The sequence below is a fragment of the Vibrio sp. 10N.261.55.A10 genome (genome assembly GCF_041470825.1).
In the GTDB taxonomy this organism is placed as follows: Bacteria; Pseudomonadota; Gammaproteobacteria; order Enterobacterales; family Vibrionaceae; genus Vibrio; species Vibrio crassostreae_C.
Genome location: NZ_JBFRNC010000040.1, coordinates 1 through 26,126 on the forward strand (window position 1 = coordinate 1; position 26,126 = coordinate 26,126).

At 44.0% G+C, this 26,126-nt stretch carries 22 protein-coding genes and 1 riboswitch; of the genes, 10 read left to right on the forward strand and 12 right to left on the reverse strand.

Translation table 11 applies throughout. The annotated features are described in order from the left end of the window. Nucleotides 1-124: 124 nt before the first annotated feature. From mukB to cmoM, 4 genes are all read right to left on the reverse strand, one after another. Nucleotides 125-4,585 carry a chromosome partition protein MukB gene (gene mukB, locus AB4274_RS12895; protein WP_372112216.1) on the reverse strand — a complete coding sequence of 1,487 codons (4,461 nt, stop codon included), beginning with the start codon at nt 4,583-4,585 and terminating at the stop codon, nt 125-127. Further along, nucleotides 4,582-5,388: a chromosome partition protein MukE gene (mukE, locus tag AB4274_RS12900; RefSeq protein WP_017062090.1), complete on the reverse strand. Its 807-nt coding sequence runs from the start codon at nt 5,386-5,388 to the stop codon at nt 4,582-4,584. Before mukE ends, mukB begins: the two co-directional genes overlap by 4 nt. Then, entirely contained in the window at nt 5,369-6,706 is a 1,338-nt protein-coding gene (gene mukF / locus AB4274_RS12905; RefSeq protein ID WP_372073341.1) for a chromosome partition protein MukF, read from the reverse strand. The genes mukE and mukF overlap by 20 nt, the downstream gene beginning before the upstream one ends. A 108-nt stretch (nt 6,707-6,814) precedes the next feature. After that, a complete protein-coding gene (gene cmoM, locus AB4274_RS12910) occupies nt 6,815-7,600 on the reverse strand; it encodes a tRNA uridine 5-oxyacetic acid(34) methyltransferase CmoM (RefSeq protein WP_108093788.1) in 786 nt (261 codons plus the stop codon). 115 nt (nt 7,601-7,715) lie between these two features. Between cmoM and elyC the strand changes: the two genes are divergently transcribed. Then, the gene (elyC, locus tag AB4274_RS12915) at nt 7,716-8,567 is read left to right on the forward strand and encodes an envelope biogenesis factor ElyC (protein WP_372073344.1); all 852 of its coding nucleotides are present in this window, start codon (nt 7,716-7,718) and stop codon (nt 8,565-8,567) included. 164 nt (nt 8,568-8,731) lie between these two features. Here elyC and torR read toward each other — a convergent pair whose 3' ends face one another. Beyond that, a complete protein-coding gene (gene torR / locus AB4274_RS12920) occupies nt 8,732-9,445 on the reverse strand; it encodes a two-component system response regulator TorR (protein ID WP_372073345.1) in 714 nt (237 codons plus the stop codon). Nucleotides 9,446-9,730: 285 nt separating this feature from the next. Between torR and torD the strand changes: the two genes are divergently transcribed. The 3 genes from torD (at nt 9,731) to AB4274_RS12935 (ending at nt 12,673) form a co-directional block, all read left to right on the forward strand. Continuing rightward, nucleotides 9,731-10,378 (forward strand): molecular chaperone TorD, encoded by a 648-nt coding sequence (gene torD / locus AB4274_RS12925; protein WP_372073347.1) that lies wholly within the window; start codon nt 9,731-9,733, stop codon nt 10,376-10,378. Between the two features lie 316 nt (nt 10,379-10,694). Continuing rightward, complete coding sequence (gene purR, locus AB4274_RS12930; protein ID WP_017063507.1) at nt 10,695-11,699, forward strand: HTH-type transcriptional repressor PurR; 1,005 nt, start codon at nt 10,695-10,697, stop codon at nt 11,697-11,699. A 170-nt stretch (nt 11,700-11,869) separates the two neighbouring features. After that, a riboswitch (cyclic di-GMP riboswitch) is annotated at nt 11,870-11,955 on the forward strand. Between the two features lie 127 nt (nt 11,956-12,082). Beyond that, a complete protein-coding gene (locus tag AB4274_RS12935) occupies nt 12,083-12,673 on the forward strand; it encodes a TfoX/Sxy family DNA transformation protein (RefSeq protein ID WP_004736448.1) in 591 nt (196 codons plus the stop codon). Between the two features lie 97 nt (nt 12,674-12,770). Here AB4274_RS12935 and AB4274_RS12940 read toward each other — a convergent pair whose 3' ends face one another. Then, a complete protein-coding gene (locus AB4274_RS12940) occupies nt 12,771-13,130 on the reverse strand; it encodes a DUF3316 domain-containing protein (protein WP_017067843.1) in 360 nt (119 codons plus the stop codon). A gap of 379 nt (nt 13,131-13,509) precedes the next feature. On the opposite strand from AB4274_RS12940, the gene AB4274_RS12945 reads away from it, so the two are divergent. After that, nucleotides 13,510-14,190 (forward strand): TVP38/TMEM64 family protein, encoded by a 681-nt coding sequence (locus AB4274_RS12945; RefSeq protein ID WP_017062098.1) that lies wholly within the window; start codon nt 13,510-13,512, stop codon nt 14,188-14,190. A 64-nt stretch (nt 14,191-14,254) separates the two neighbouring features. After that, nucleotides 14,255-14,572 (forward strand): DUF2007 domain-containing protein, encoded by a 318-nt coding sequence (locus AB4274_RS12950; RefSeq protein WP_017062099.1) that lies wholly within the window; start codon nt 14,255-14,257, stop codon nt 14,570-14,572. A gap of 131 nt (nt 14,573-14,703) precedes the next feature. On the opposite strand, the gene AB4274_RS12955 is transcribed toward AB4274_RS12950, so the two are convergent. The 4 genes from AB4274_RS12955 to topA form a co-directional block, all read right to left on the reverse strand. Further along, nucleotides 14,704-15,501 (reverse strand): alpha/beta fold hydrolase, encoded by a 798-nt coding sequence (locus AB4274_RS12955; RefSeq protein ID WP_017062100.1) that lies wholly within the window; start codon nt 15,499-15,501, stop codon nt 14,704-14,706. A 285-nt stretch (nt 15,502-15,786) separates the two neighbouring features. Next, nucleotides 15,787-17,241 carry a glycogen synthase GlgA gene (glgA, locus tag AB4274_RS12960; RefSeq protein WP_372112218.1) on the reverse strand — a complete coding sequence of 485 codons (1,455 nt, stop codon included), beginning with the start codon at nt 17,239-17,241 and terminating at the stop codon, nt 15,787-15,789. Next, nucleotides 17,231-18,460, reverse strand: coding sequence for a glucose-1-phosphate adenylyltransferase (gene glgC, locus AB4274_RS12965; RefSeq protein WP_080582251.1), 1,230 nt, complete (start codon nt 18,458-18,460; stop codon nt 17,231-17,233). The genes glgA and glgC overlap by 11 nt, the downstream gene beginning before the upstream one ends. Nucleotides 18,461-18,985: 525 nt before the next feature. Further along, on the reverse strand, nt 18,986-21,616 hold the full coding sequence (gene topA, locus AB4274_RS12970) for a type I DNA topoisomerase (RefSeq protein ID WP_136982376.1): 2,631 nt from the start codon (nt 21,614-21,616) through the stop codon (nt 18,986-18,988). A gap of 439 nt (nt 21,617-22,055) precedes the next feature. Here topA and AB4274_RS12975 point away from each other — a divergent pair, with 439 nt between their 5' ends. Then, on the forward strand, nt 22,056-22,301 hold the full coding sequence (locus AB4274_RS12975) for a YciN family protein (RefSeq protein ID WP_017062104.1): 246 nt from the start codon (nt 22,056-22,058) through the stop codon (nt 22,299-22,301). A gap of 61 nt (nt 22,302-22,362) precedes the next feature. Here AB4274_RS12975 and aroA read toward each other — a convergent pair whose 3' ends face one another. Both aroA and AB4274_RS12985 read right to left on the reverse strand, forming a co-directional pair. Next, entirely contained in the window at nt 22,363-23,643 is a 1,281-nt protein-coding gene (aroA, locus tag AB4274_RS12980) for a 3-phosphoshikimate 1-carboxyvinyltransferase (RefSeq protein WP_017062105.1), read from the reverse strand. 162 nt (nt 23,644-23,805) lie between these two features. Further along, nucleotides 23,806-24,261 carry a glycine zipper 2TM domain-containing protein gene (locus AB4274_RS12985; RefSeq protein WP_004736438.1) on the reverse strand — a complete coding sequence of 152 codons (456 nt, stop codon included), beginning with the start codon at nt 24,259-24,261 and terminating at the stop codon, nt 23,806-23,808. 53 nt (nt 24,262-24,314) lie between these two features. On the opposite strand from AB4274_RS12985, the gene aat reads away from it, so the two are divergent. From aat to infA, 3 genes are all read left to right on the forward strand, one after another. Continuing rightward, a complete protein-coding gene (gene aat / locus AB4274_RS12990; protein WP_017063504.1) occupies nt 24,315-25,025 on the forward strand; it encodes a leucyl/phenylalanyl-tRNA--protein transferase in 711 nt (236 codons plus the stop codon). After that, the gene (locus AB4274_RS12995; RefSeq protein ID WP_372112220.1) at nt 25,025-25,723 is read left to right on the forward strand and encodes an arginyltransferase; all 699 of its coding nucleotides are present in this window, start codon (nt 25,025-25,027) and stop codon (nt 25,721-25,723) included. The genes aat and AB4274_RS12995 overlap by 1 nt, the downstream gene beginning before the upstream one ends. Before the next feature lie 81 nt (nt 25,724-25,804). Next, nucleotides 25,805-26,023 (forward strand): translation initiation factor IF-1, encoded by a 219-nt coding sequence (infA, locus tag AB4274_RS13000; RefSeq protein ID WP_001040192.1) that lies wholly within the window; start codon nt 25,805-25,807, stop codon nt 26,021-26,023. The last annotated feature ends 103 nt before the right edge of the window (nt 26,024-26,126 follow it).

The following is a 26,126-nucleotide window of genomic DNA, read 5'->3' on the forward strand; positions in this document are numbered from 1 at the left end:
CACATTTCAGGACGGGACACAAGATACAAAAAAGCCCCTATTGATTAGGGGCTTTGTACAAATATCATTGAGTCGCTTTCGAGCTTATAACTCAGTTATCAAGCTTATTGCTCGGCTATCAAGGTTATTGCTCAGCTTCTTCAATAAGCTCTTGAACTGGGGATGCCGGTTTGTTTTGAGCAAAACCGCGCAGGCCAACAACATGTACGTGCTCGTGATCTTTAAAGACCTTACGAACCAGTTTGTAGGTTGTGCCTTTCTCAGGGCTAATGTTCTCTGGTGCTGCAATCAAAAGTTGCATACCTAAACGGTCACACAGTTCGAACAAGGTAGAGATAGATTTCGCATCCAGACGAGCTGCTTCATCAAGGAACAACAAACGACATGGAACGATGTCTTTGCTACGAAGTCGACGAGACTCTTCTTCCCAGCTCTGAACAACCATCAGTAGGATAGACTGACCAGTACCGATCGCTTCACCCGTAGACAGTGCGCCCGATTCCGCTTGTAACCAACCGTCTGAACCACGGTTAACTTCAACACTTAATTCTAGGTAGTTGCGGTAATCCAGTAGCTCTTCACCTAGAACTTGTGGAGAACGTTGACCCATATCGATATGTGGGTTAACACGTTGGAACAACTTCGCCATCGCTTCTGAGAAGGTAAAGCGTGTTGATTCAAACAAGTCTTTGTGTTGCTCTTGCTGAGTCGCTAGCCCTGATAGCAAGATCTCGTGGCTTTCACGAATCTTAACGTTCAGACGTACGCCCTTAACCTGACCAAAGTAGATGTTCGACAGCCCTTGGTTCAGCATTCGAATACGGTTCTGCTCGCGCTGAATCGTTTTCTTGATGATGCTTGCTACCGACTCAGAGCTGATCGCCAAGCGGTTTTCACGCTGCGTCAGTTCTTCTGTTAATCGAGCGAGCTCAACTTCCATCTCTTCGATTGCTTCAACCGGATCATCCGTATGAATGATGTCTTGGCGAATACGCTCGCGAAGGTGTTGATAAACCGCAATGTAGAACAGAACCTTACGCTCTGGATGTGCGTTGTCTTCAGATAGACGCAGCGAATCACGTAGGTCGTCATTGTCAGCTACAGCTAGACGTAAAGCACCCAGTGATTTATCCGACATAGAACGAAGCTCGCCCGCCGTTAGGTAAGCCAGTTCACGCTTGTGCAGACGACGTTCAACATCATTTTCACGAGCTAAGCGAAGTACTGAACACCAGCCTGCTTTTGCTGCAACAACGAAAGTACGAAGCTCGGTGTACTCTTTTTGAACTTTCTTAAGACGCTTAGCTAGGGCTTTCATCTCAAGTTCTGTTGACGTAATCGTACGCTCGTATTCACTCTTACGGCTGCGAGATGTATGTAGACGCTCTTGAAGCTCGTCACGACGACGTACAGCACGCTCTTCAGCGCCTTCGTCAGCGTTTACGCCAAACTCTTGTAGCTCTTGTTTGAACTCTTGAACCGTCTCTTGCTTCGCTTGATGTGAGCTCTTCAATGCCGCCAATACTTGGTTGTATTGGTTCATCTGTTCACGAGCTTGCTTCAAGCCATCACGGCCTTTGGTTCTTGCTTGTTCTGCTTGAACCAATTTCGCTTTTAATTGCTCGCTCAGTTCACTGCTCTTGTTAAGCAAGTCAACAGAATCTGCGTAAGCAAAGTAGTGACGACGCTCAATCAGATCAGACAGTGCGAACACTTTGCCTTTTAGCGTTTGTAGAGCGCTGTCGGCTTGACGATACTCGACCTCCAAAGCTTCGAACTGCTCTGGGTCAGCGTCTAGTGCAGATACGATTTGCTCTAGAGAAGTAAGCGATTTGCCGTGCTTATTCAAGTAAGACTTAGCTTCACTTAAACGCTCAAGTTGCGCTTCTAATTCAGCTAAGCGCTCAGCCAATGTTTCGTCTTCTAAAATACGAACCATAGGTGCTAATTTATCTAGCGCACCGAGTGCCTGCTTGCTTTGTAGAAGCTGGCTACGTTGCTGCTGCTCTTTAGAGTTAAGCTCAGCCAGAGAACGAACAATTTGATTACGCTTATCACGAATCGCAGCAAGTGCTTGCTCTGGGTCTGCGTTAAACGCAACGTGCAGGTGCTTTGCAACAAAGCTGTTGAATGCTTGGTATAGGCGATTCAGTTTTTGAGAGTCAAACGCTGCCTTCGCGTGGTTTTCAACCACAACGTCACGCTCTTCGCGCAGTTTCTCTAGGCGTTGTTCACGAGCCGCACGGCCAAACAGTGGGATCTCAGGGAAACGTGAGTAACGCATTTGGCGATCGTTCAGCTGAACACACACTGCGCCTTCAAGCTCATCGGCATTGAATGAACTGTCATCAAACGCGTCGACATCGCCTTCTAGGATGTAAAGGTCTTCTGGACAATCATCAAGATCCACCAGCTTCTCTTTAATACCATCAAGATCAGAAACCACAATTGCGTGACGAGCTGGGCCGTACATCGCACTGAAGTACGGCGCATCACCAATCGTGATGTCATCGTAGATCTCAGAAAGCAACACGCCACCAAGCGTATCCGCTAGGCCTTTGAGGCGAGGATCGTTAGAACCACCTGGAGACGCTAAACGCTCAATTTCGTGCTCAAGTTCAGCTCGGCGCGTAGCCAACTGATCTTTTGCTACCGCTTGAGATTTCTCATCTTCAAGCACTTGTTGCATTTGAGTCATCACCGCTTGGCTATCTTCTAGCTCAGCGTCGGTTTGATCTCTTAATGCTTCAAGCGCATCGTTTGCCGTGATCCATGCTGGAGCAATAGACTCAAGTTTTTGAATCTCTTGATCGTGGTTTTGTTGTACACGACGTTGCTCACTCTTCGCTTCACGCAGCTCTTCTTGAGCGTACTCAAGAGACTCGATCTGCATAGCATGACGTTCACGTTCTTCATCGAAAACCGCTTCGTCAGTCAGTGAGATGTTGTGTTGCTTTTGGTATTCAGTCGCAAGCTCTTTTGCTTGACGCTGCTGAGCCACATCACGAGCCATATCGCGGTGCTGAGCACGCCACTGCTGTTCATTTTCAACAACGTGTTTTGCGTTACGGCCTTTTTCTAAAGCTTGCTTAGCGCTTTGAGACGCTTCTTTACGCTCAACGTCACCCACAATACTTTTAACAAGAGCGAGCGCTTTGTCGAACTGCGCAGAAGCAGCAGAAGACATGTCTAGTTTATGTTTAGTAGACAGCAGCGTTTGAGTGCTTGATTCTTCTTGTGCTTTTAGCTCTGAAACCAGAGTTAGTGCGCTTTCTGCCGTAATAGATTCATCACCAAGCAACTGCTTAGTTTTCTCTAATGCTTGAACCGCTTGCTGGTATTGAAGTGCACGCGTTTGTTGAACATCCAACGCTTGTTGGTAGTCAGCAAGCTGAGTTTTCAGGCTATCCACTTCTTCTTCAGTGATGGTTGCCTGCTCTTCGGCAAGAAGTACTCGCTCTTGAGCTTCTTCAACCACCATCATTTGCTCTTCTAGACGCTCGTTAAGCTCTTCTAGATCTTCGCTGTAGCGGGCAATTTTCTCTTGCTGACGAAGTGCAGTTTGAACCAACTGAAGATGATCCGATGCCGCTTGGTAATCTTGCTCTAGTGCCGATTCTTGATCGACAAGTAGTTCTAGTTCTTCTTGAACGCGATTCAACAAATTGTTTTGATCAAGCAAGGTTTCACGAGAACCGAACAGTTCACCACGGAACTTCATGGTTTGATCTAACTTGTTACGACGATCGTTTGCATGGCGCATGTAATCTGCAGCCACGTAGTTCGTAGATTCAGTGATCAAGTGCTTGAACAGGTCACGATCCGACTGAGTCGTCTTGATCGCTTCTAGCGTCATGCGGTTTTCACGTAGTGCTGATTCCATGTCTTGGAATGCTTTCTTCACACCACCGTTTTGCGGTAGAAGGTAATCACGCAGAGAGCGCGTAATTGCACTTGAGATACCACCGTAAAGTGATGCTTCAATTAAGCGGTAGAACTTAGAACGGTCGCTGCTGTTACGCAGTTTCTTCGGTACCACACCGTATTCAAACATCTGTGAGTGGTAATCAACAATCGAAGAGAAGGCTTTAAAATGCGCGCCTTCGTATTGTGCAACCGCCGCTTTCACGTCGTTCAACTGACATACGCGAGCGTGGCTGTCTGAAACGTTCTGAATCAACACATCCGTTGGTTTCACATGGCTTGGAAGGCCTTGAATAACGAACGGTTTGATGTCGACTTTCTTATCACGACCCGCAACTTGCTGCAGTTTTACTGCAAACAATAGACGTTGATTACGAGAGTTCACAACATCTAGCGCGGCATAACATGCGCCTGGCTGAAGCTTACCGTAAAGGCCTTTATCACGAGATGACTGCGAGCTACCCGCTTCCGTTGTGTTACGGAAATGCAGAAGGCTTTGGTCAGGGATCAGTGCTGTGATGAATGCCGCCATTGTGGTCGACTTACCCGCACCGTTACCGCCAGAAAGCGTTGTAACCAATCCATCAATATCAAAAGTACGCGCAAAGAAGCCGTTCCAGTTGACCATGGTTAATGATTGATACTTACCTCTTTCAATCATGCTTCACCTTCTACTTTTGTTTGTTCGCCATCGTTTGACTCAAGGTCAAAGTCAGCTTGATCGTTAAAAATGTCTTGTTGACCGTTTTCGTTTACGTCTGCAACTACTTCTGATACAGCTTCCGCTTGTTCTTCATTCAACAAGCTACCTTGGTTAGGCTCTTGGGTATGCACCACAGCTTCACCATCACGGATAAGACGTAATTGCGCTTCTTTCATATCGTCACCAACACGAACGTCAGCGCCAAAGCGGAATACCGCTTCGCTGATACGGAACTTGCCCGTTTCACCAATCGCAATCAGCATGCCGATACGGCGTAAACGACGCAGAGAAGTACGAACTTTTTCGAACAGCTTTTCTTTATCTAAGTCAGAACCAGATGCACGGTTGGTTGCTAGCTTCATGAGTTTTTTCTCATCCGCTAACGACATCAATTCATCAAACAGTTCTTGATTGGTGAAGATACCTTCATGAGCCAGACGTTCTGGGCTTAGGTATAAGAAACACAACACCTTGCCAACCAACATGTCGAGCTCAGACAACACACTACGACCAATCAGAGACGTAGAACGCGGACGCAAGTAAAAGAAACCTTCCGGCGCTTTTACCAGTTCCGTATTGTAGCGTTGATAGAAATGCTGAAGCTCAACTTCAAAATCAGACAGCAACGCGTGGTTATCTAGATCTTCTGTTGAAACATGCTTGCCTGAACGCAGCATGCTATCTAGCGCAGGGAACAGTGGGTTCGCTATCGCTTTTACCAGTTTCTCTGGCATGTAATCATCAGTACTTGTTAATGACATTTGCTTGTACCTTTGCACCGAAATCGTTGATTGCCTGCCAATCTGGCTGAATAGCCTGATAGTCAGACTCTGAGTAACCTAAGCGTACGGCTTGGTCGACAACAATTCTGGCTAAATCAAAATGGTGTGTGCGAGGGTGTGCAGCGAGGTAATCGCGTAACACAAGGCCAAGATCAATTGGCGCGCCTTGCTGTTTGTGAGCTTTTAACATCTCTGCAATTCGATCTGAAAGCAGGTCATTCACTTGCTCAAATTCTTCGTACTCTACGTCGATTGGTGCTTGTCCCATCACTTCGTCATCACGAAGCATAAGCGCTTCATCACGAAGATCCGTCAGCTTCTCTGCATCGGCGTAAGTCAAAAGCCAAGGCGCATCAAAGTAGTCGGTAACCGACTGACGCAAGCGTTGGCTAAAGGCACGGTTTTTATCCATATCAATCGCGGTACGAATAAACTTGTGAACATGGCGGTCGTAGCCGATCCATAAATCGATGGCTTGTTGACCCCAACTGGTGATTCGGTCTAGCTTCATCTGCAAGCCGAACAGGGTTTCGCCAACGAATTCGAGTTCATCGTCACCGTAAACAATTTCTTGAATATCGAGGATCTGTGTTTGCAGTTCATCACCCGCCGCTTGCAAGGTGTCTTGCAATTCTTTCAGCGTGGAAGAGGTTTCTGAAAGCAAGGTTTCACAGTTGTTAATCGCCTCTCGCCAATCCTTGTTTAAAAGGTCGGCAATTTGCTGTTTAACGGTTTGCTGCTGCTCATCCATAACACGTTGGTTAAGATCAATCTGATCGAAAATTTCACCAACAGAATACTTGAGCACGCCGTAAACATTCTTTCTCCAATGTCCTGGAGTTCCGCCTTTTTGTGCTGCTTCAATGGCTTTTGCCATCTCGTCCGCAACCATAGAAAGCTGGATAGACAGTTTTAACTTAGAGAACTGACGGTGGCGTAAGTAATAATCTGAAATACCAATCGCCAATGGTGATAAGCGATAAATACTCGCACCATCGGTGATTTCGCTGGTAAAGCGGCTAATCAACTTCTGTTTAACTAACTCGTTGATGGCATTGTTGGCACGAAACGCGGACGCTTCGCCAGTATCTTCAAACAGTCGAGTGACGATGGTAAATGCATCGTGCAGTTCACCCTCGCCCAACTCTTCATCGAACCTTTCATTGCTTAGTACTGCGATAGCGATCAAAAATGCTAAGCGCTCTGGTGGCAAGTTTAATGAAAAATCATGCTGCTTGACCCAGCCCACCAACTCATCAATTGGCTGCTCTTCGGCAGTTTGAGTCATTTCACTCATTGTGGTTCCTGTTACTGTTCTTCGTCATATCGAATGTATTAGATATGACGCGGGCTTCTTACGATTGCATAGCGCATGTTGTGGCTTCTTTTACCACATTCACCGCTGTTATTGCGCAGGTTTTTGAGCCCAAACGTGAATATAACGGCCTAGTGACAGATATGGCTCTTGGCGACATAGCTGTTTTTCTAGTTCCAATACATCTTCAAATTGGTAATCGCCCATGTACTCCATATTACCTATGTAGTCACTGAAAGAACGAATGCCTGATTTACCACAGATTTCTAGACCGGCGTCTTCTATCCATTGGTAAACCTCTTCTGGCTTCAAGCCTTTTTGTGGTTGCAGCTTAAACCGTTTTCGATGTGGCATCCCATTCAATACATGAGGAATGTTGCCACAAATCACATTTTTCAGGACTAATCCGTGGTGGTTGTAAAACATTATCGAAGCAACGCCACCGGGTTTTACTTGCTCCAACAATAAATCAAGCGCCTCTTTAGGATCGGCTAACCATTCCATTACCGCATGAAACATCACAAAATCGACTTTTTCATCGAGATGTTCTACGACTTTTTGTACCGGAGAATGGATGAATCGATACTGTTCTAACAAACCCGCTTCGTTGATACTTTCTTGTGCAAGCTTAAGCATCTCAGAAGAGAGATCACACAAAGAGACGTTATGCCCTAACGCCGCAATTTTTTGCGACATCTGTGCAAGACCGCCTCCCGCATCAAGCACATGCAGAGGCGAAGCTGAATGGTCAAATTTGCTCAAAGCTTGTTCTAAATCTTCCCATACGATGATCTGACGGATCTCTCCTTTGTCAGAGCCGTAAATATTTTTTGCAAATTTGTGGGCAATATCGTCGAAATTACGGTCTTCAGTCACGGCTACTTGAGTTATTATGTCCTATCGTGCCTGCTATTCTGTCACAGGAATTTCAGGAATAAAGAGGCGATGTCTCTTTTTACTACTAAGTGATGTTTTTTCGGACTATTCGGATATGTTTGAGCTGAAAAAAGTAGTGTCTTCGCTATTGATGCCACTGCCAGCAATGTTAATTCTCGCTTTTCTGGGTTTAGCCCTAGTGATGTTTACTACCAAAAGGAAGACTGGTTGCCTAATCACCCTCTCAGCCCTATGTGGTATTTTCCTAATCGCTTTCCAGCCAGTTTCTAGTCAACTTTTAATGCCAATGGAAAGGCAACACACCGCATTTTTACCTGTCGATGAAACCGTCGATTACGTGATGGTTCTTGGAAGTGGTCACGTCGTAGACGACCAAATTCCACCGACATCAGAACTTAGCCGCACCGGCCTGATGCGTTTAAGTGAAGGGATTCGTATTCTACGCCTCTACCCTGGTGCAAAACTCATTTTGTCTGGCTATGGCGCAGGCACTGAAGTAAGTAACGCAAGAATGATGGCTAAAGTGGCTTTAGCACTTGGCGTAGCAAAGCCCGACATCATTCTGCTTGAAACCGCAAAAGACACCTGGGAAGAAGCTCGCCAAGCCGCTGCGTTCGTTAAGAATAAAAGAATGGTGTTGGTGACTTCAGCGAGCCATATGACTCGCGCACTGAACGAATTCAATTCAGCTGGCATGAAACCACTACCTGCACCAACCAACTACCTTGCACAAGAAGGTATTGTTGAGCCGTGGGAAAAGTACATGCCGAAAGCGCTATACCTTGAGCAGACTGAGCGTTACTGGCACGAAACCATGGGATTGGTTTGGCAAAGCCTGCGTGATTGGCTAGATACAAGCAATGACATTGTTGAAGAGCCTGTTATTCCAGAAGCTTCCAGCTTAATTGAAGATGACGGTGACGTTTCTGCGGCCCAGCCTCAGTAACCCTATTGAATCTTTAAACTCATATGAGCAGACGAGTCGCCAAATATTTATAGATTTTCTGGTCGTTAACAATAAAAGCTAAGTAATAAAAAAGCCGAGACATCAATGATGTCTCGGCTTTTTACGTTTAAATGTCGTTGTTGATTAATCACTCCCAAAGGAAATCAATCACCAGCGAACATGTAACCTTCACCGTGAACCGTCACAAAAATTTGTGGGTTCTTAGGATCAAACTCCATTTTTGCACGCATACGACGAATCAATACGTCGATAGTACGGTCATTAGGCGCGTCCACTCGGTGGCTAATCATATTCAAAATACGTTCGCGGCTTAATACTTGGTTAGGGTAAGAAGACAAAGCCACTAGCAGTTCGTATTCTGCTTTGGTCAGTTTCACTGGTTCGCCGTTCTTGCTTAACGCACGACGAGGGATATCAAATGTCCACTCACCAAAACGAACCACAGACTCATCTGATGTTTCTTCTACAGCGCCCGCTGCTGTTTTACGAGCAGCAGAGATACGCCAAAGTAGGTTTTTAACTCGAACTAATAACTCGCGAAGTTCGAAGGGTTTAGTAACGTAATCGTCAGCGCCCATTTCAAGGCCTACGATCTTGTCGATGCTATCCGTGCGTCCAGTAACTAAAATAATTCCAATGTCTGATTGACTGCGTAATTCGCGAGTTAGCATCAATCCATCTTCGCCTGGTAAGTTGATGTCCAGCATAATGAGGTCAACGTTGTTTTCTTCTAACACGTTTCTCATTTGAGCGCCGCTTTCTGCTTCGCCCACTGTGTAACCCTCGTTCTGGAAGTATCCAACCAGTTTACTGCGGGTTACCACATCATCTTCTACGACTAATACGTGATAGCTCATCTACACCACTTTTCTTATTTAATAGTTTCAGTGACTATTCTATTCATAACTAGTAACAATTCTAGTGGTACAGAAGATAAAAGCCAGAAACATGGATTTTTTTTGATACAAGACAATCTTAAACCTTGCTATTTATCGTCCATCGCAATTCAATATAGGCATTACTACTAACGAGTAACTTTGCGTTTCGCAAATAACCTTGTTATTCAGCCTTGGTGTGCTTATGCCCAAGTGACTTCAAGATGCATATAAGCAACATCACAAGACTAAGTCAGGATCTAACAAATGAAAGATACGAAAGCGTTCAACGAGCAAAGAGCAGAAATATACTGGTGGCTATCAAGCTTATTTGCCAAAGAGCTCACTCAAGAAGAACTCGATCACTACCACTCTATTGAAATTCGTTCTTTCCTAACTGGTTTAGGCGAAAATGAGACACTAAAGCCAGCGATTGATAAGTTAGTGGATGCGCTGAACCGCCTACAAACTCGTGAAGATGCTCAGCTAGAACTGTCTGCAGACTTTTGCGATCTTTTCTTAAAGACAGATAAGCACGGCGCTCTTCCTTACGCTTCAATGTATATCGGCGAAACTGGCCTTTTGAATGATAAGCCAGCAAAAGATATGGAAGAGATCATGGCTAAGCACAACTTAGTTGTGAACCAAGATCTAAAAGAGCCAGCAGACCACATTGCTATCGAACTCGATTTCCTTGGTAACTTGATCATTCGTTCAAACGAAACGAATATTGAAGAAGAACTAGAGAATTCATTTGCCGCTCAACAGCAGTTTATCGAACAACAACTGCTGACTTGGTTACCAAAGTTCAACGTGAAATGTCATGACGTTGATGAATTCGGTTTCTACGCCTCCGTCTCATCGTTGCTACTCGCATTCTGTCAATTAGACACTCAATATTTAGCTGGTGAATAGCTTATTGGATGACTCGTTAAATAAATTCAGAAGAATGTGACAATTCACCCGGATTTCCGGGTGAATTTTATTGCGAGTAATTTCTAGTCAGTCTAAAATTGTGACCGCAAACGATAAAATATGAAACATTCACGAAATGCTATGCTTATTATAGTTTTGAGCATTTCGGTGTTAAGACAAGCCGCTCAATAGCGGTTTTTTGTTTTTTAGCACTTTTAGTACCCAAAGAGCCCTACAAATTTAAGCTCTTAGTTAGGTAGCTTAACGGCTACTTTATTCCGTACTTTGGGAAAGTAGCTTCTAATAGGATAAAACCATGGCCACTATAAAAGATGTCGCTCGCTTAGCCGGCGTATCAACAACAACCGTTTCTCACGTAATCAATAAAACTCGCTTTGTTGCAGAAGCAACGCAAGAAAAAGTAAACAAAGCCGTAGATGAACTGAACTATGCACCAAGTGCTGTTGCTCGTAGCTTGAAGTGTAATACAACACGCACCATCGGCATGCTAGTGACTCAATCAACTAATCTATTCTTCTCTGAAGTTATCGATGGTGTTGAGAGCTACTGCTACCGTCAAGGTTACACTTTGATCCTGTGTAATACGGGCGGTATCTATGAGAAGCAACGTGACTACATTCGAATGCTTGCAGAGAAACGTGTAGATGGCATCTTAGTTATGTGTTCTGACCTAACTGAAGAACTAAGAGAGATGTTAGACCGTCACGCTGACATCCCTAAAGTTATTATGGACTGGGGCCCAGAGAGTTCTCAAGCTGATAAGATCATCGATAACTCTGAAGAAGGTGGCTACCTAGCGACCAAATACCTTATTGAACGCGGTCACTCTAAGATTGCATGTTTAAGTGGCCACTTAGACAAAGCAGCATGTGTTGAACGTATTGCCGGTTACAAGCGCGCACTTAACGAAGCTAAAATTTCTGCCGATGACAATATGATCATCGAAGGCAACTTCGAGTGTGATACGGCTGTTCTTGCTGCAGAACAAATCGTTGAGATGGAAGATCGTCCAACGGCGGTATTCTGCTTTAACGACACAATGGCACTCGGCTTAATGAGCCGACTGCAAGAAAAAGGCATCCGCATTCCTGAAGATATCTCAGTGATCGGTTACGACAACATCGAACTCGCTGAATACTTCTCTCCGCCGTTAACGACAGTTCACCAACCAAAACGTCGTGTTGGTAAGAATGCATTCGAAATTCTATTGGAGCGCATCAAAGACAAAGACCACGAAAAACGCGTCTTCGAAATGCACCCTGAAATTGTTGAACGAAGTACAGTTAAGACGTTAAATTAATTGATAATTCGAGTTTAATTTCATCAAGCGCACCTTTCGGTGCGCTTTTTTTATCAGCAACTATAATGAGCCCAGATGCACAACGGAAAGATCATTAATTGAAGCAGTATCACATTTTGAAATATCAAGTGTGAGCTTCATCCAACAAAAACTTTATTCTATTCAATCAGTCACGCACAGGGCAAACCACTCGAAAGAGTGAGACGCAAAGCTTCCGGCCTAAACCACTCGTTGGTATGGTAGCGGGGTTACCGATGGCAAAATGCAGTAACTACTAATAATTTAGTAATTTACGGCTTATTGACAATTTAATTGCAACATTTTGCTAATCTCTCGGACCTGCTTATTTGGTGGCGTAGTTCAAATACACCGAGATAAATAACATGGATAAACCGATACTAAAGGATTCAATGAAATTATTTGAATCCCTAGGAAAAATAAAATCACGCTCGATGTTTGGTGGCTTCGGTCTTTTTGCTGATGACACTATGTTTGCTCTGGTTGTAAATGACCAGTTGCACATACGAGCAGACAAATGCACAACGAAACAATTCGAACAACAAGGGTTTCAACCGTACGTCTACAAAAAACGTGGTTTCCCTGTCGTTACTAAATATTTCGCTTTACCTGAAGGCCTCTGGCAAGACCAAGAGAAAATCTTGCAGCTTGCAACCACGTCTCTAGGTTTTGCTAAAGAAGAAAAAGCTGAGCAGTCTTCTGCTAAGCCGACCCGACTCAAAGATCTGCCTAATCTTCGACTCGCTACCGAGCGTATGTTGAAAAAGGCAGGGATCGATTCTGTAGAACGTTTATATGAATCTGGCTCTGTAAACGCATTTAACGCCATCAAAGAATCGCATGCGTCTTCCGTCAGTATTGAACTACTTTGGGCGCTAGAAGGCGCGATCAATGGTACACATTGGTCTGTTATACCGCAGCAACGTCGCGAAGAGCTTATCAATCGCGTCAATTAACATTGTCAGTGCAATCTATATACATAACTAAGCCGCATTTACTGCGGCTTTTTTTATGTCGACAAAACTAGTCTTATGTATAGCTGAACCACTGAGTTCAAAAAGATGGACGGTAATAGTATTTGTAATCCACTTTAACCATCGGAATGAAGTTAATTTCTCCAGAGGAATCCATTATTTCTTTTACTTTGATGGTACCGTTTTTGATTTCAAACGAGCGTACATCTACTTTTTCAGAGGCTTGCGGTAAGATTTTGCTCAATTCATATGAGCGCTTACTGTTTATATCCATCCAGATTTTTTTTCCAGATTCGTAAGCCTGTGATTGGCTCGCCACTACATCGCCTTTAAATACTTTAGACTCAACAGCCGCACGGTGATAGACGCCCGATCCCATGGCTTGGAAAGAGAATAGGCCCGTTGTAGCAATAACCGTAATCATTGATAATAATTTCATAGCTAGCTCCTTAGTTGTCTGCCTGAATAATTATCTAAAACAATCTTCATGCCACGATTGTTACGTATATAGAACGAGCCAAGACCAAAACTCTTTCAAATTTTTGTTACTTTTTACGTGGTACAAATTATCGCTAATAAAATAATGCATACAAAACAAGTCCCTAGCAGAGAGTCACAACCTTCTAATCAACGAATCTTTTTCCACCTCTATTCCGCCAATACTTGTCGCTAACATAAGACTAAGCAATTAGGCTAGCTTTTTGCCCCCGATCCATCGTCTAGAACAAATAGTTTTTTATTAACTGGTGAAAGTTAATCTATGCTTTGCCTGTCTATCTATACTATCGGTATGCATTGAAAATTTAGAGGAAGTATCAATGAGTAAGAAAATGATATTGGGTATTGTGTTGGTCATAACCATCGTGCTGTTAGGCATCAATTTCGGCCAATACTTAACGCTTGAAAATGCTAAGGCCCAACAAGCTGTGTTAAATGACTACATTGACAGCAACTTTATTGCGGCTGCCGCTATCTATTTTGTCGCGTATGTCATGATTACGGCTTTCTCCATTCCTGGTGCCGCTGTTGTAACCTTATTAGGGGCCGCGCTATTTGGCTTCTGGAACAGCTTGCTACTGGTATCTTTCGCAAGTGCGATCGGTGCGACCTTAGCTTTCTTAAGTAGCCGTTACCTGTTGCGTGACTGGATTCAAACCAAGTTTGGTGACAAATTGGCGACGATTAACAAGGGGGTTGAAAAAGACGGCGCATTTTACCTGTTTTCTCTGCGTCTGATTCCTGTATTCCCATTTTTCCTTATCAACCTATTGATGGGTCTAACACCGATGTCAGTGAGTCGTTACTACATTACGAGTCAAATCGGGATGTTACCGGGGACGGCGGTTTTCTTGAATGCTGGTACTCAGCTCGCAGAAATTGATTCACTTTCGGGCATCGTCTCCCCTTCAGTACTATTGTCATTTGCATTATTGGGGATATTCCCAATAGTGGCTAAATGGTTGATGGGTAAGTTTCGCTCAGCACCCGTAGCTGAATAATGTATATAGCAGAATAGTTTATAATATCTAAACAACACAGATAGCCGAATAAGGTTCTATTTCAATGAAAATCTTCAGTGCATCGAATCCGACAGAAGCTCATATCATCTGTGGATTGTTAGAAAGCGAGAATATTGCCTGTGAAGTCCGTGGTGAGGGGTTGTTCGGATTAAAGGGGGAAATCCCATTCACTGAAGAAACTGACCCTTACGTATGGTTATATGAGCCAGAATTGGCCAGTAAAGCTCGCATGCTCGTCAATGACTACCAAAAGCAGCAAGATTCGATCATCTATGAAGAGTGGCGTTGTGGTGAGTGTCATGAAGTCAACGAAGCGCAATTCGGCTCTTGCTGGCAGTGCGGTGCTGCCTCACCTGAATAGCAGGGTTTCAGTGACCTGATAGAACGATTCGGTCAGATACCTCCTCCAATTAAAAACGGGAAGCTAAAGTTAGCTTCCCGTTTTTATTTCAATTCGATTAACTCATCATCTTTGATTTCACGCCTAGAAAATCACTGAATTTGTTTTTGAATAAACGCAATCGAACGCTGATTAAACTCTTCAGGGTTTTCCACGTTACACACGTGTCCACAATTCGGGATTTCTACTAGCTCACTCGATTCATGCGCTGCAACCATTTCTTTTACAGGCTTAATAAACATGTAGTCACGTTCACCCATCAAATAAAGAGTCGGTATTGGTAGCTCTCTATCTTTAAAATATTTCATCAAGGGGTTTACATCAGCCGTTAAGATAAACCAGCGTTTAAATTCTTTCTGGCACAGTTTTTTGGCTTCGCGGATAAAAAGGTGACGAGACTCTTTTTGGCTTTTTTGTGGCATCACAACATAAGCAAAAAGGCTGTATAACCACATGTAAGGAATGATGTGCTTGCTGAGGTTACCCAACTTGATTAACACTTGAGAGCGAGTGTTTAGCTTGGTGACAGCGCCACCCAGTACCATTGAACGTACACGGCCAGCCGCCAGTTCGGCAACGTTACGCACAATAATCGTGCCCAAAGACATGCCAACGAAATGTGCAGAACGGATCTTAAGATGGTCTAACACTTTAAGAATATCAAGCGTCACCGATTTGAACGTATAACGATTCGAAATCAGCCCTTTAAGTATATTGTCTGATTTACCGTGCCCTCTCAGATCAATGAGAAGTAAGTTGAAATGCTGTTTATACGCTTTGATCTGCTTGAACCAGATGGAGGAACTGCCTCCTGCGCCATGCACAAATACAACCCACTCATCGCTCGTAGGGTGAGTAAATGTTTTATGAAATAGTAAACTCTCAGACATACCTATCGCTTTAATTATTGGAATGGAGCTATGCCTCATCACGAGGCGATGACTAAGGATACCACGCTATTAAGAACTTTAAGTGATAATAGTGTCAAACCTATCATTAGTCATGTGAATACCTACCTCACCTTTTCTACCTGACAAAAATGAGTTTGCAAGCTTTGTCTTCGTAAACGTGATGTGCTCTGACCAGGAAACAAAAAGGCACTCAACAATTAGAGCGCCTTCATTTATTACGAGCTGTTGTTGCCCGCCCGCTAATTTTAAAGCTAAGTCAACAAGTTAAAATGCTGAATGATACATAGCTAGGTATTCTTTAGCCGCATCTTCCCAACTAAAATCTTGCTGCATCGCATAAAGCTGAGCACGCTTAATTTCAGATGGGTTTTGTGCATAAAGCAGTAATGAACGATGTAACACAGCCAATAACGCCTGCGGTGTTGGCTCTTCAAAAGCAAACCCAGTCGCGACTTCAGGATCTTCATCGTAATCATTCACGCTGTCTTTTAAACCTCCCACAGAACGAACAATCGGCAAAGTACCGTAAGCCATGCTGTAGATTTGGTTTAAGCCACACGGTTCAAATTCCGAAGGCATCAAGAAGAAATCAGAGCCTGCTTCAACCAAATGCGCAAGTTCATTATTGTACGCTTCTACGAACGAGAACTTATCTGAGTGAAGCGCTGATAGCTCTTTCAATTGACTCGCCAAAACCGGATCGCCAGTACCGACAATCACGATCTGAAGATCATTTTTCAAAAACTGTTCGATGATAGGCAGTAAGTAATGAACACCTTTTTGATTCGTCAAGCGACAAACCATGCCATAAACCGCGCAATCGGCAACGGGTAAACCTACATCTTGTTGCAGTTTTTGCTTACAAGCTGATTTTCCGCGAGCCATGCTGTGCTTGGTCGCTTTGTATTTACGAGGAAGGAAAGCATCAGTTTCCGGATTCCAAGCCCCATAATCACACCCATTCAAAATGCCGAACAGATCAGCCGATCTGTGTTGGAATTCTGCAGCCATACCGTGGCTACCTAATTCCGTTTTCAACTCTTCTGCATAGGTAGGACTTACTGCGTTCACTTTATCCGCGCACATCACACCAGCTCTTAGCATAGTGACATGAGTGTCACTCACTGAAGCTTCAGGCGCATGGTAACTGTGCATCTCTGGCAGGAATTGAAGTTCATCGTATGCGAACACACCTTTGAAAACCGCATTGTGAATCGAGATAACACTGCGCGTATTTTCAAAGAAATCGTGTTGTTGATAACGCGATTTAAGCAAGAAAGGAACGAAACCAGTATGCCAGTCATTTGCATGAATGATATCCGGTTGAAGACCAAGCTTAGGAAGCATATCAAGACAGGCTGCACTAAAAAACGAGAAGCGCTCTCCGTTATCAGCATAAGCTTGATTGTTTTCTGCGTACATTTCCGGGCGGTCGAAATACTTGGCACATTCGATACCAAAAACTGGAACGCCTTCTACGCTCAGTTTTTTAACTTGATAAGCCGTATGAGGCCAATGATCGAGTTCAGTCGATAAAATAACTTCTGCTGAATCAATGTTTGGAATGTTTCTATATGCGGGGATAGTCACTCGAACGTCCTGTTCGAGTGTTTGCAACGCTTTCGGCAGTGCCTTGGCTACATCAGCCAAGCCACCACTTTTAATCAAGCCTTCAACTTCAGACGCTACAAAAAGTACCGAGAGAGTCTTAGTAACCAACTCGTGCTCCTTTAGAAATCACTACGACACCATCGTCAGATACGTGGTAATGCTTTTTGTCTTCTGTCAGATTTACACCAATCTGTGTACCCGGTGCGATATCTGCGTCTTTATCAATGATAACGCGGCGCAAGATACAACCCTCACCCACTTTTACATCACCGAGTAAGATGCTTTCGCTAATATCACACGCTGATGCGATATTGCTGCGGAAGCCCAGTACACTCTTTTCAATACGCGAACCACGTACATAACTACCGCTACACACAAGGCTATCAATGATCTGAATTCGACCATTTGCCGAATCAGTAAACGTAGCTGGTGGTAGTGGCGGGTAATAAGTGTGTAGAGGCCATTTACGGTTGTATAGCGAGAATGGCGCATCTTTCTTAAGAAGGTCCATGTGCGCTTGCCAGTACGCGTCAATCGTACCTACATCGCGCCAGTAAACTTCTTCTTTCTCACCAGTAATACGGTTGGTGCTGAAATCATAAACAAACACATCACCACGCGGGAACATGTTTGGAATAATATCTTTGCCGAAATCGTGTGTCGAACCTTCTCTATCAGCATCTTCCGTTAGTTCAGCAAAAAGCTCTTTCGCTTCGAACACGTAGTTGCCCATTGAAACGAGCGCTGATTCTGGATCGCCCGGGATCGACTTCGGATTTGCAGGTTTCTCTTCAAAGCCAATCATACGGCCGTCAGCATCAACCTCAATAACACCGAATTCTGATGCTTCAGCAAGCGGCATGCGCAATGCTGATACTGTTAGAGCCGCTTTCTTCTCTTTATGGAAATCAAGCATCTGTTTGATGTCCATCTTATAGATATGGTCTGAACCAAAAATACATACTTGATCAGGTTCTTCCAACTCCATAAAGCCCATGTTTTGGTAGATAGCATCTGCTGTGCCTTCATACCAACGCTTTCCTTTACGCATTTGCGCAGGAATTGGGTCGATAAAACGGTCTGTTATACCACTGATATTCCAGCCTTTTTTCATATGGTGGAACAGTGACTGTGACTTAAATTGTGTTAATACGTAGATCTTCATTAGATCAGCATTAACGAAGTTGTTCAAAGCGAAATCAATTAAGCGGTAACTACCACCGAAAGGAACCGAGGGTTTGCTGCGAGATTCAGTTAAAGGTCTTAAGCGAGAGCCTTCACCACCAGCAAGAATCATTCCCAATACACCAGCCATTTTATTCTCCATATATCTATAGCTTGTCGATGTTAGTACTCGTAGAGGTATCTTCCTCTGGGGGATGAGCACCAACACTTATTTCGGTATTTAGCGAATATCCATTCACATACAGTGACAATATCCTAAGCCAAACGTTGTTATGTGTGCACTATTCTTTGCACTTGGTTTTATATACGTTATCGACTTTTCGGCCGAATTCAATTTTTAATACGCCATTCTGTGGTACGTAAGCTGATTGCTTTCCTAAGACTTAAAGCAGCTCACACTACACCGTCCAGACGAAACATTACATTAACACCCGACACACATCAGGTATACAACTAAACGCTGATCTGTGAGTTACAATATTTTAATTAAGTTACATTCTCGTTAAAGTTGCATAAGAAGATATGATTAATTACCGCCATTAATTTCGCGGTGTGAATTTAATAAATTCCGGCCGACGAAATACTAAGTCAACAAGTTGCATAGTTAGTCATATTGAGATCAAAAAAAAAGCAGCCATTAGGCTGCTTTTTCATCAATAACGTTCAGTTACTTCTCTTTAGGCTTTTTACGCTTATCCGTAACTTCCCACTTACCGTCGATGTACAACGCAGTCCAACCGGACGGTTTTCCATCTACTTCAGTACGAACGTAGTTTTCTTTAGTCTTACGACTAAAACGAACCACTGTCGGCTTACCATCAGGGTCAGCAACTGGCGCTGATGCTAGGTATTGGAACTTAGGTGAGATACGGTCTTTAAAACGAACCAGCTCTTCCACTAATGGTGCACGTGTTTCACGTGATTTAGGGAAGTTGCTCGCAGCCATAAATAGACCAGAAGCACCATCACGAAGAACAAAGTACGCGTCTGAATTTTCACACGGAAGTTCAGGGAAATGCACCGGGTCTTCTTTTGGTGGCGCAACTTCGCCATTTTTCAGAATCTTACGAGTGTTCTTACAATCTTCACTCGTACAGTCCATGTATTTACCAAAACGACCGTTCTTCAGAACCATGTCAGAACCACACTTGTCACACTCAACAAGTGGACCATCGTAGCCTTTCACTTTAAATTCGCCGTGCTCAACCACATAACCTTCACAGTTCGGGTTGTTACCACATACGTGCATCTTACGCTTATCATCGATTAGATAGGCATCCATTGCCGTTTCACAAATAGGACAACGCTTTTTAGCTCGAAGTGCTGCTGTTTCAACGTCTTCTTCAAGCACGTTGATAATGCCTTCTTCATCACCAAGGTTGATTGTTGTCTTACAACGCTCTTTTGGTGGAAGTGCATAGCCAGAACAGCCAAGGAATACGCCTGTCGAAGCAGTACGGATACCCATCTTACGACCACAAGTCGGACACTCGATATCAGTTTCTACGATGTGGTTTGGCTTCATGCCACCCGCATCTTCGTCTAAGTCTGCTTTTTCCAAATCGCCAGTAAAGTCTTCGAAGAAGTTATCTAGCACGCCTTTCCAGCTTGCTTCGCCTTCTGCGATTTGGTCCAACTTCTGCTCCATACGAGCAGTGAAGTCGTAGTTCATTAGGTCATTGAAGCTGCCATCTAGACGGTCAGTAACAATTTCACCCATCTTCTCAGCATAGAAACGACGCTGTTCAACTTTTACATAACCGCGATCTTGAATCGTTGAGATGATTGATGCGTATGTTGAAGGACGACCAATACCACGCTTCTCAAGCTCTTTAACTAGCGCCGCTTCAGTGAAACGAGCCGGTGGCTTAGTGAAGTGCTGTTTAGGGTCTAGCGCAATCAGATCAAGCTTATCGCCGATCTGTACTGCTGGAAGGATCGTATCTTCGTTCTTGCCCATTGGACGCTGAACACGAGTCCAACCATCAAATTTAAGGATACGACCTTTCGCTTTCAACGTGTACTCATCTGCTTTAACGCTTACTGTCGTTGAATCGTATTGAGCTGGCGTCATTTGACACGCTACGAATTGATTCCAAATTAGCGAGTAAAGCTTGTGTGCGTCTGCGTCTACGCCGTTTAGATCTTCCGACTTAACATCTACACTTGAAGGACGAATCGCTTCGTGGGCCTCTTGAGCGCCCTCTTTGCTGCCGTATGCAAGAGCTTTAGGTGGAAGGTATTGCGCGCCGTACTCAGAACCAATGTATTCACGAGCGGCTTCTACAGCTTCTGAACTCAAGTTGGTTGAATCAGTACGCATATAAGTGATGTAACCCGCTTCATACAGGCGTTGAGCCAGCATCATGGTTTTCTTTACGCCATAACCAAGACGCGTACTCGCCGCTTGTTGCAGCGTCGACGTGATGTAAGGTGCAGACGGCTTACTCTTTGTTGGGCGGTCTTCACGTTTACATACTTCGTATTGCGCTTTTTCTAAAACGCTAACAGCAGCTTGTGTTTGCGCTTCATTTTCAGGTTTAAACGCAACACCGTCTTTCTGTGCAACTTGCAGTCTAAAGTCGGTTTTCTCTGCTGTTTTAGTATCAGCATGCACATCCCAGAACTCTTCAGGGATAAAGGCGTTGATCTCGCGCTCACGCTCTACCAGTAGTTTTACCGCTACTGATTGAACACGGCCAGCGGACAGGCCTCGTGCTACTTTTTTCCAAAGCAGAGGTGACACCATAAAGCCAACAACACGGTCCATAAAACGTCGTGCTTGTTGTGCGTTTACGCCATCAATATTTAGCTCACCTGGCGTTTCGAAAGCTTGTTGAATAGCATTCTTGGTGATTTCGTTAAAAACCACTCGCTTGTATCGCGTTTCATCGCCACCGATGATCTCACGAAGGTGCCATGCGATAGCTTCTCCTTCGCGGTCCAAATCGGTTGCGAGATAAACATGGTCTGCGTTCTCAGCCAGTTTTTGCAATTCAGCGACGACTTTCTCTTTACCAGGTAGGATTTGGTAGTTCGCTTCCCACTCTTTATACGGGTTGATACCCATCTTTTTGATAAGAGCTTTGCGATCTTTTTCTTTCTTGATACGAGCTTTGTCTTCTGGGCTCATACCCTTGGTTGAAACTGCAGCAGCCTTTTGACCAGTACTTTGACCTGCCGTTGGTAAATCACGTACGTGACCTACACTCGACTTAACGACAAAGTCTTTGCCAAGATATTTATTGATAGTTTTAGCCTTGGCTGGCGACTCCACTATAACGAGCGATTTACCCATATTGACTCTAACGTCCTTAATCACGATGCTTCAGCACCAACAATTTAGCTTGTGGGCTTTTACGCATGATATTCTAAATTCATTGCTTCTTTTTTTACTATTGTGCGAGATTACTAGAAGATCAACCGCTTTTTTCAAAATTGGATCTGATCGCTCGACAATTCGACGACTCATAGATAAAAGGGTCACAATATAAAGAAGCTATAAAGTACTCACTAAGAATACTTGCAAGAGCCTATTCATCAGGCATTACGTCTAAACGGGCTCATACTAAGCTTGTCCGCGAATCTAACGCGAGCCCCATTCAATTATTTTTGCCGTAAATCACAAAATAAATTGTGGATGTTTGAAAAGACTCTCTTAATCGGTTGTGAAATCATTGAATTTCTAGTTCGACACCATAAACTCAACGTTATATTCAGTTATCAGAGATAAACTCATGACAAAGAAAGTAATAGCAGAATTTGATTTACTGCTTATCGCAAACCAAATTATCCAATCACATGATGACTACATTGAAGGCATGCGCGCAAACAGCGTAGTAGAAAAAGACGATGTACTCGTCTTCAAAGGTGAATACTTCTTAGACAGCAATGGAATGCCGACCGAGAATACAACCGCGGTATTTAACATGTTTAAATACTTAGCGCACCACCTTTCGAAAGAATTTACAATTCAGCAATAATTAAAAAGCTTGCCACTTAGGCAAGCTTTTTTGTTCCTAAACCTTTACATACTAAGCATTTTTATAGACTTAGCATTTTCAGCTTGTCGAAGTAATCAGGGAATGTCTTTGACGTACAACCTGGATCATTAATCGTCACAGGCGTATCGCTCAAGGCAACCAGCGAGAAACACATCGCCATACGGTGATCATCGTAAGTATCAATCGCCGCATGAGTCAGTTCAGCCACAGGGTTAACAATAATGTAATCTTCACCCTCTTCCACTTCAGCGCCGACTTTGCGTAGCTCTGTTGCCATTGCAGCCAAGCGATCTGTCTCTTTCACACGCCAGTTGTAGACATTACGGATTGCCGTTGTGCCTTTCGCAAACAATGCGGTTGTCGCGATAGTCATCGCAGCATCTGGGATATGGTTATAGTCCATATCAATGCCTTTCAGCTCGCCACAACGAGAAATAACGTAGTCGTCACCCCATTCGATTTCCGCACCCATTTTCTCAAGCGCATCAGCGAATTGGATATCACCTTGGATACTGTTTTTACCAATACCAGTGACCTTAATCTCACCACCTTTGATAGCAGCGGCTGCAAGGAAATATGACGCAGATGATGCATCACCTTCAACCAAGAAATCACCCGGTGCCGAGTAAGATTGCCCGGTAGGAATCACAAACTCTTGGTAATCATTATTGATCACGTCCACACCAAATTGCTTCATGATGTGCAGCGTAATATCGATGTAAGGTTTAGAAACCAATTCACCGTCAATTTTAATGGTCACTTCACCTTCAGCTAAAGGCGCAGCCATCAAAAATGCCGTCAAAAATTGACTAGAGATCGAACCGTCGATAGAAACCGTACCGCTCTTCAAACCGGTACCTGTGATCTTCAATGGCGGGTAGTTTTCGTTCTCTAAATATTCAACGTCGGCACCGGCTTCTCGTAGTGCTGTTACTAAGTGGCCAATTGGGCGCTCTTTCATGCGAGGCTCACCAGTAAGAACGTATTCACCGCGACCTAAACATAGTGCAGCCGCCAACGGACGCATCGCCGTACCCGCATTACCTAAGAAAAGCTCTAGGGCTTTGTCACTTGAAAATGCACCACCAACACCTGTCACTTCACAAACGGTTTTGTCTGCAGACAACTGATAATCAACACCTAACTGAGTCAATGCATTCAACATATGACGAATATCATCACTGTCTAGCAAGTTTGTTAGGCGAGTGGTTCCCGTAGAAAGTGCAGCCAAAAGAAGTGCACGGTTGGAAACGCTTTTTGAACCAGGTAGGTTAACTTCCCCGTTCACTTTTTGAATTGGTTGTAACGTAAGGCTTTCCATTAAATCTTATAGTCCTTGTACCACCCGAAGTCACTGGTGCGTATTTATTTTCGGGTGATGAATAATTCTTCGTACTTGCAGACTAACGAACTTTTCCAACGAACTCCAGAGCTAATCCGGCCCAAACCGGTGATTAATTAGCCAATCAATCGTATTTGTATACTAGTACACGAGATCAACTCGAACACCATCTGAAAAATAGAGAATTCGTACATCATCGCCTCGGTTGAACAGCATCGAGTTATCGACATCTTGGATAATGTTGACCAACTTGTCGTCTTTGGTTTTGACCAATAACTCGACCAGTTTGTACTCTACTTTATATTGTGTGTTACCTCGGTTACGAGCAATACCCGCACCTGCTACTGCACCTACAGCTGTCGCCACTTCTTTACCAGTGCCGCCGCCAAACTGGTTACCAATCAAGCCACCAATCGCCGCACCTAACAAGGTTTCCCAACCATTCGCTTTCGACTCAACGATCTCTTGCTGAGTGATGTATCTGACCGTATCAATCTCACCATAAACCACCTCGTTTACTGGTCGAGCTTGGTTTCTGTTGTAAGCTGCATTTGCCAACATGGGCAAAACAAGTAAAATCCAAAGCAACTTCTTCATGGTAAAACTCCTAAAGACCTCTTGGTCAGTGATTAATCTGTAATGCGGTACTTATGACTATATACCTAACCGAACTTGATACTACTAGTATAGAGTTTCCTTCGCCTTTCGACGCGCTTGATGACCCCAACGGTCTGCTCGCCTTCGGTGGTGATTTATCACCAATGCGAATTTTAAACGCTTATAGCCAAGGTATATTTCCATGGTATGGCCCAGGTGAGCCTATACTTTGGTGGAGCCCTGCACCGCGAGCGGTATTTAATCCTAAGACATTCGAACCGTCAAAAAGTCTTAAAAAGTTTCAAAGAAAGCACAATTACCGAGTCAGCATCAACCAAGCGACGGACAGAGTAATTGGTTATTGCTCTTCACTAAGACCCGAAGAAGAAACCTGGCTAAACAGCGACATGCAGTCAGCCTACCGCAAACTCGCTTCATTAGGTTTCTGCCACTCGGTTGAGGTTTGGCAAGATGATGAACTGATCGGTGGACTTTACGGCTTACAAAGAGGCCAAGTCTTTTGCGGTGAATCGATGTTCAGCCTAAAGACCAATGCCTCTAAAATTGCGCTGTGGTACTTTTGTAAACACTTTACCCGATTCGGCGGACAACTGATTGATTGCCAAGTCATGAACCCTCACTTGGAATCCTTGGGCGCTATCGAGGTTGATAGGGATGAATTCCTAGGCTCTCTGCAATTACTCAAAGAGTTCTCCGTTGACGATGCATGCTTTAAAACCCAATGGCTAAAGGAAATGCCTTAATGAATCCAGATTTACAACAAATCAGAATTGGATTAACAGACAATCACGCTTGCAGCTACTTACCTCACTTCGAAGAGAGAGTGGCGGTCACGCTTGACGAACACATGCACACCTCAGATAACTATGAAGTTCTGCTTGCGAATGGATTTCGCCGCAGTGGTTCAACCATTTATAAGCCACATTGCGATAATTGCTCAGCATGCCAAGCGATTCGGCTTTCAATTCCTAAGGTTAAGCTTTCCAAAAGCCAACGACGGATCCTTAACAAAGGAAAATCACTACGTTGGGAACTGAAAGATGAGATGGATGACAACTGGTTTGACTTATACAGTCGCTATATCACCGCTCGTCACCGTTCGGGAACCATGTACCCACCCAAGAAAGAAGAGTTTCTACAATTCTCTAAAAATGAGTGGCTTACTACAAAGTTCATGCACATCTATGATGAGAACAAGTTGGTTGGTATCGCCGTAACCGACATCATGGCTCACTGTACGAGCGCGTTTTATACCTTCTTCGCTCCTGATATAGACATTTCGATGGGAACACTTGGCGTTCTATTTCAGATCCAACATGCCCAGAAAGAACAAAAACAATGGTTATATTTGGGTTATCAAATCGATGAATGCCCTGCGATGAACTATAAAGTACGATTTCAACGTCATCAAAGGCTAGTAAATCAGCGGTGGCAAGGGTAGAATACGCGACAACTTTACATATTTTGATTTTAACGGCACAATCAAGCCGTTGAAAACCGCCAAATTTCGAAAGAGGATTAGATGGCTAAAGAAGACGTAATCGAGATGCAAGGCACTGTCCTTGATACTCTACCAAACACAATGTTCCGTGTTGAGCTTGAAAACGGTCACGTAGTGACAGCACACATCTCTGGTAAAATGCGTAAGAACTACATCCGTATTCTTACTGGTGATAAAGTAACTGTTGAGATGACTCCATACGACCTTTCTAAAGGCCGCATCGTCTTCCGTGCTCGTTAATTTTTAATTAGCGAATACAATAAGAAGCGGAGCTTAAGGCTCCGTTTTTTATTGCCTGAGCTTTTTACTACACAAGCACATCAATCTCGCATCTCGCATCTCG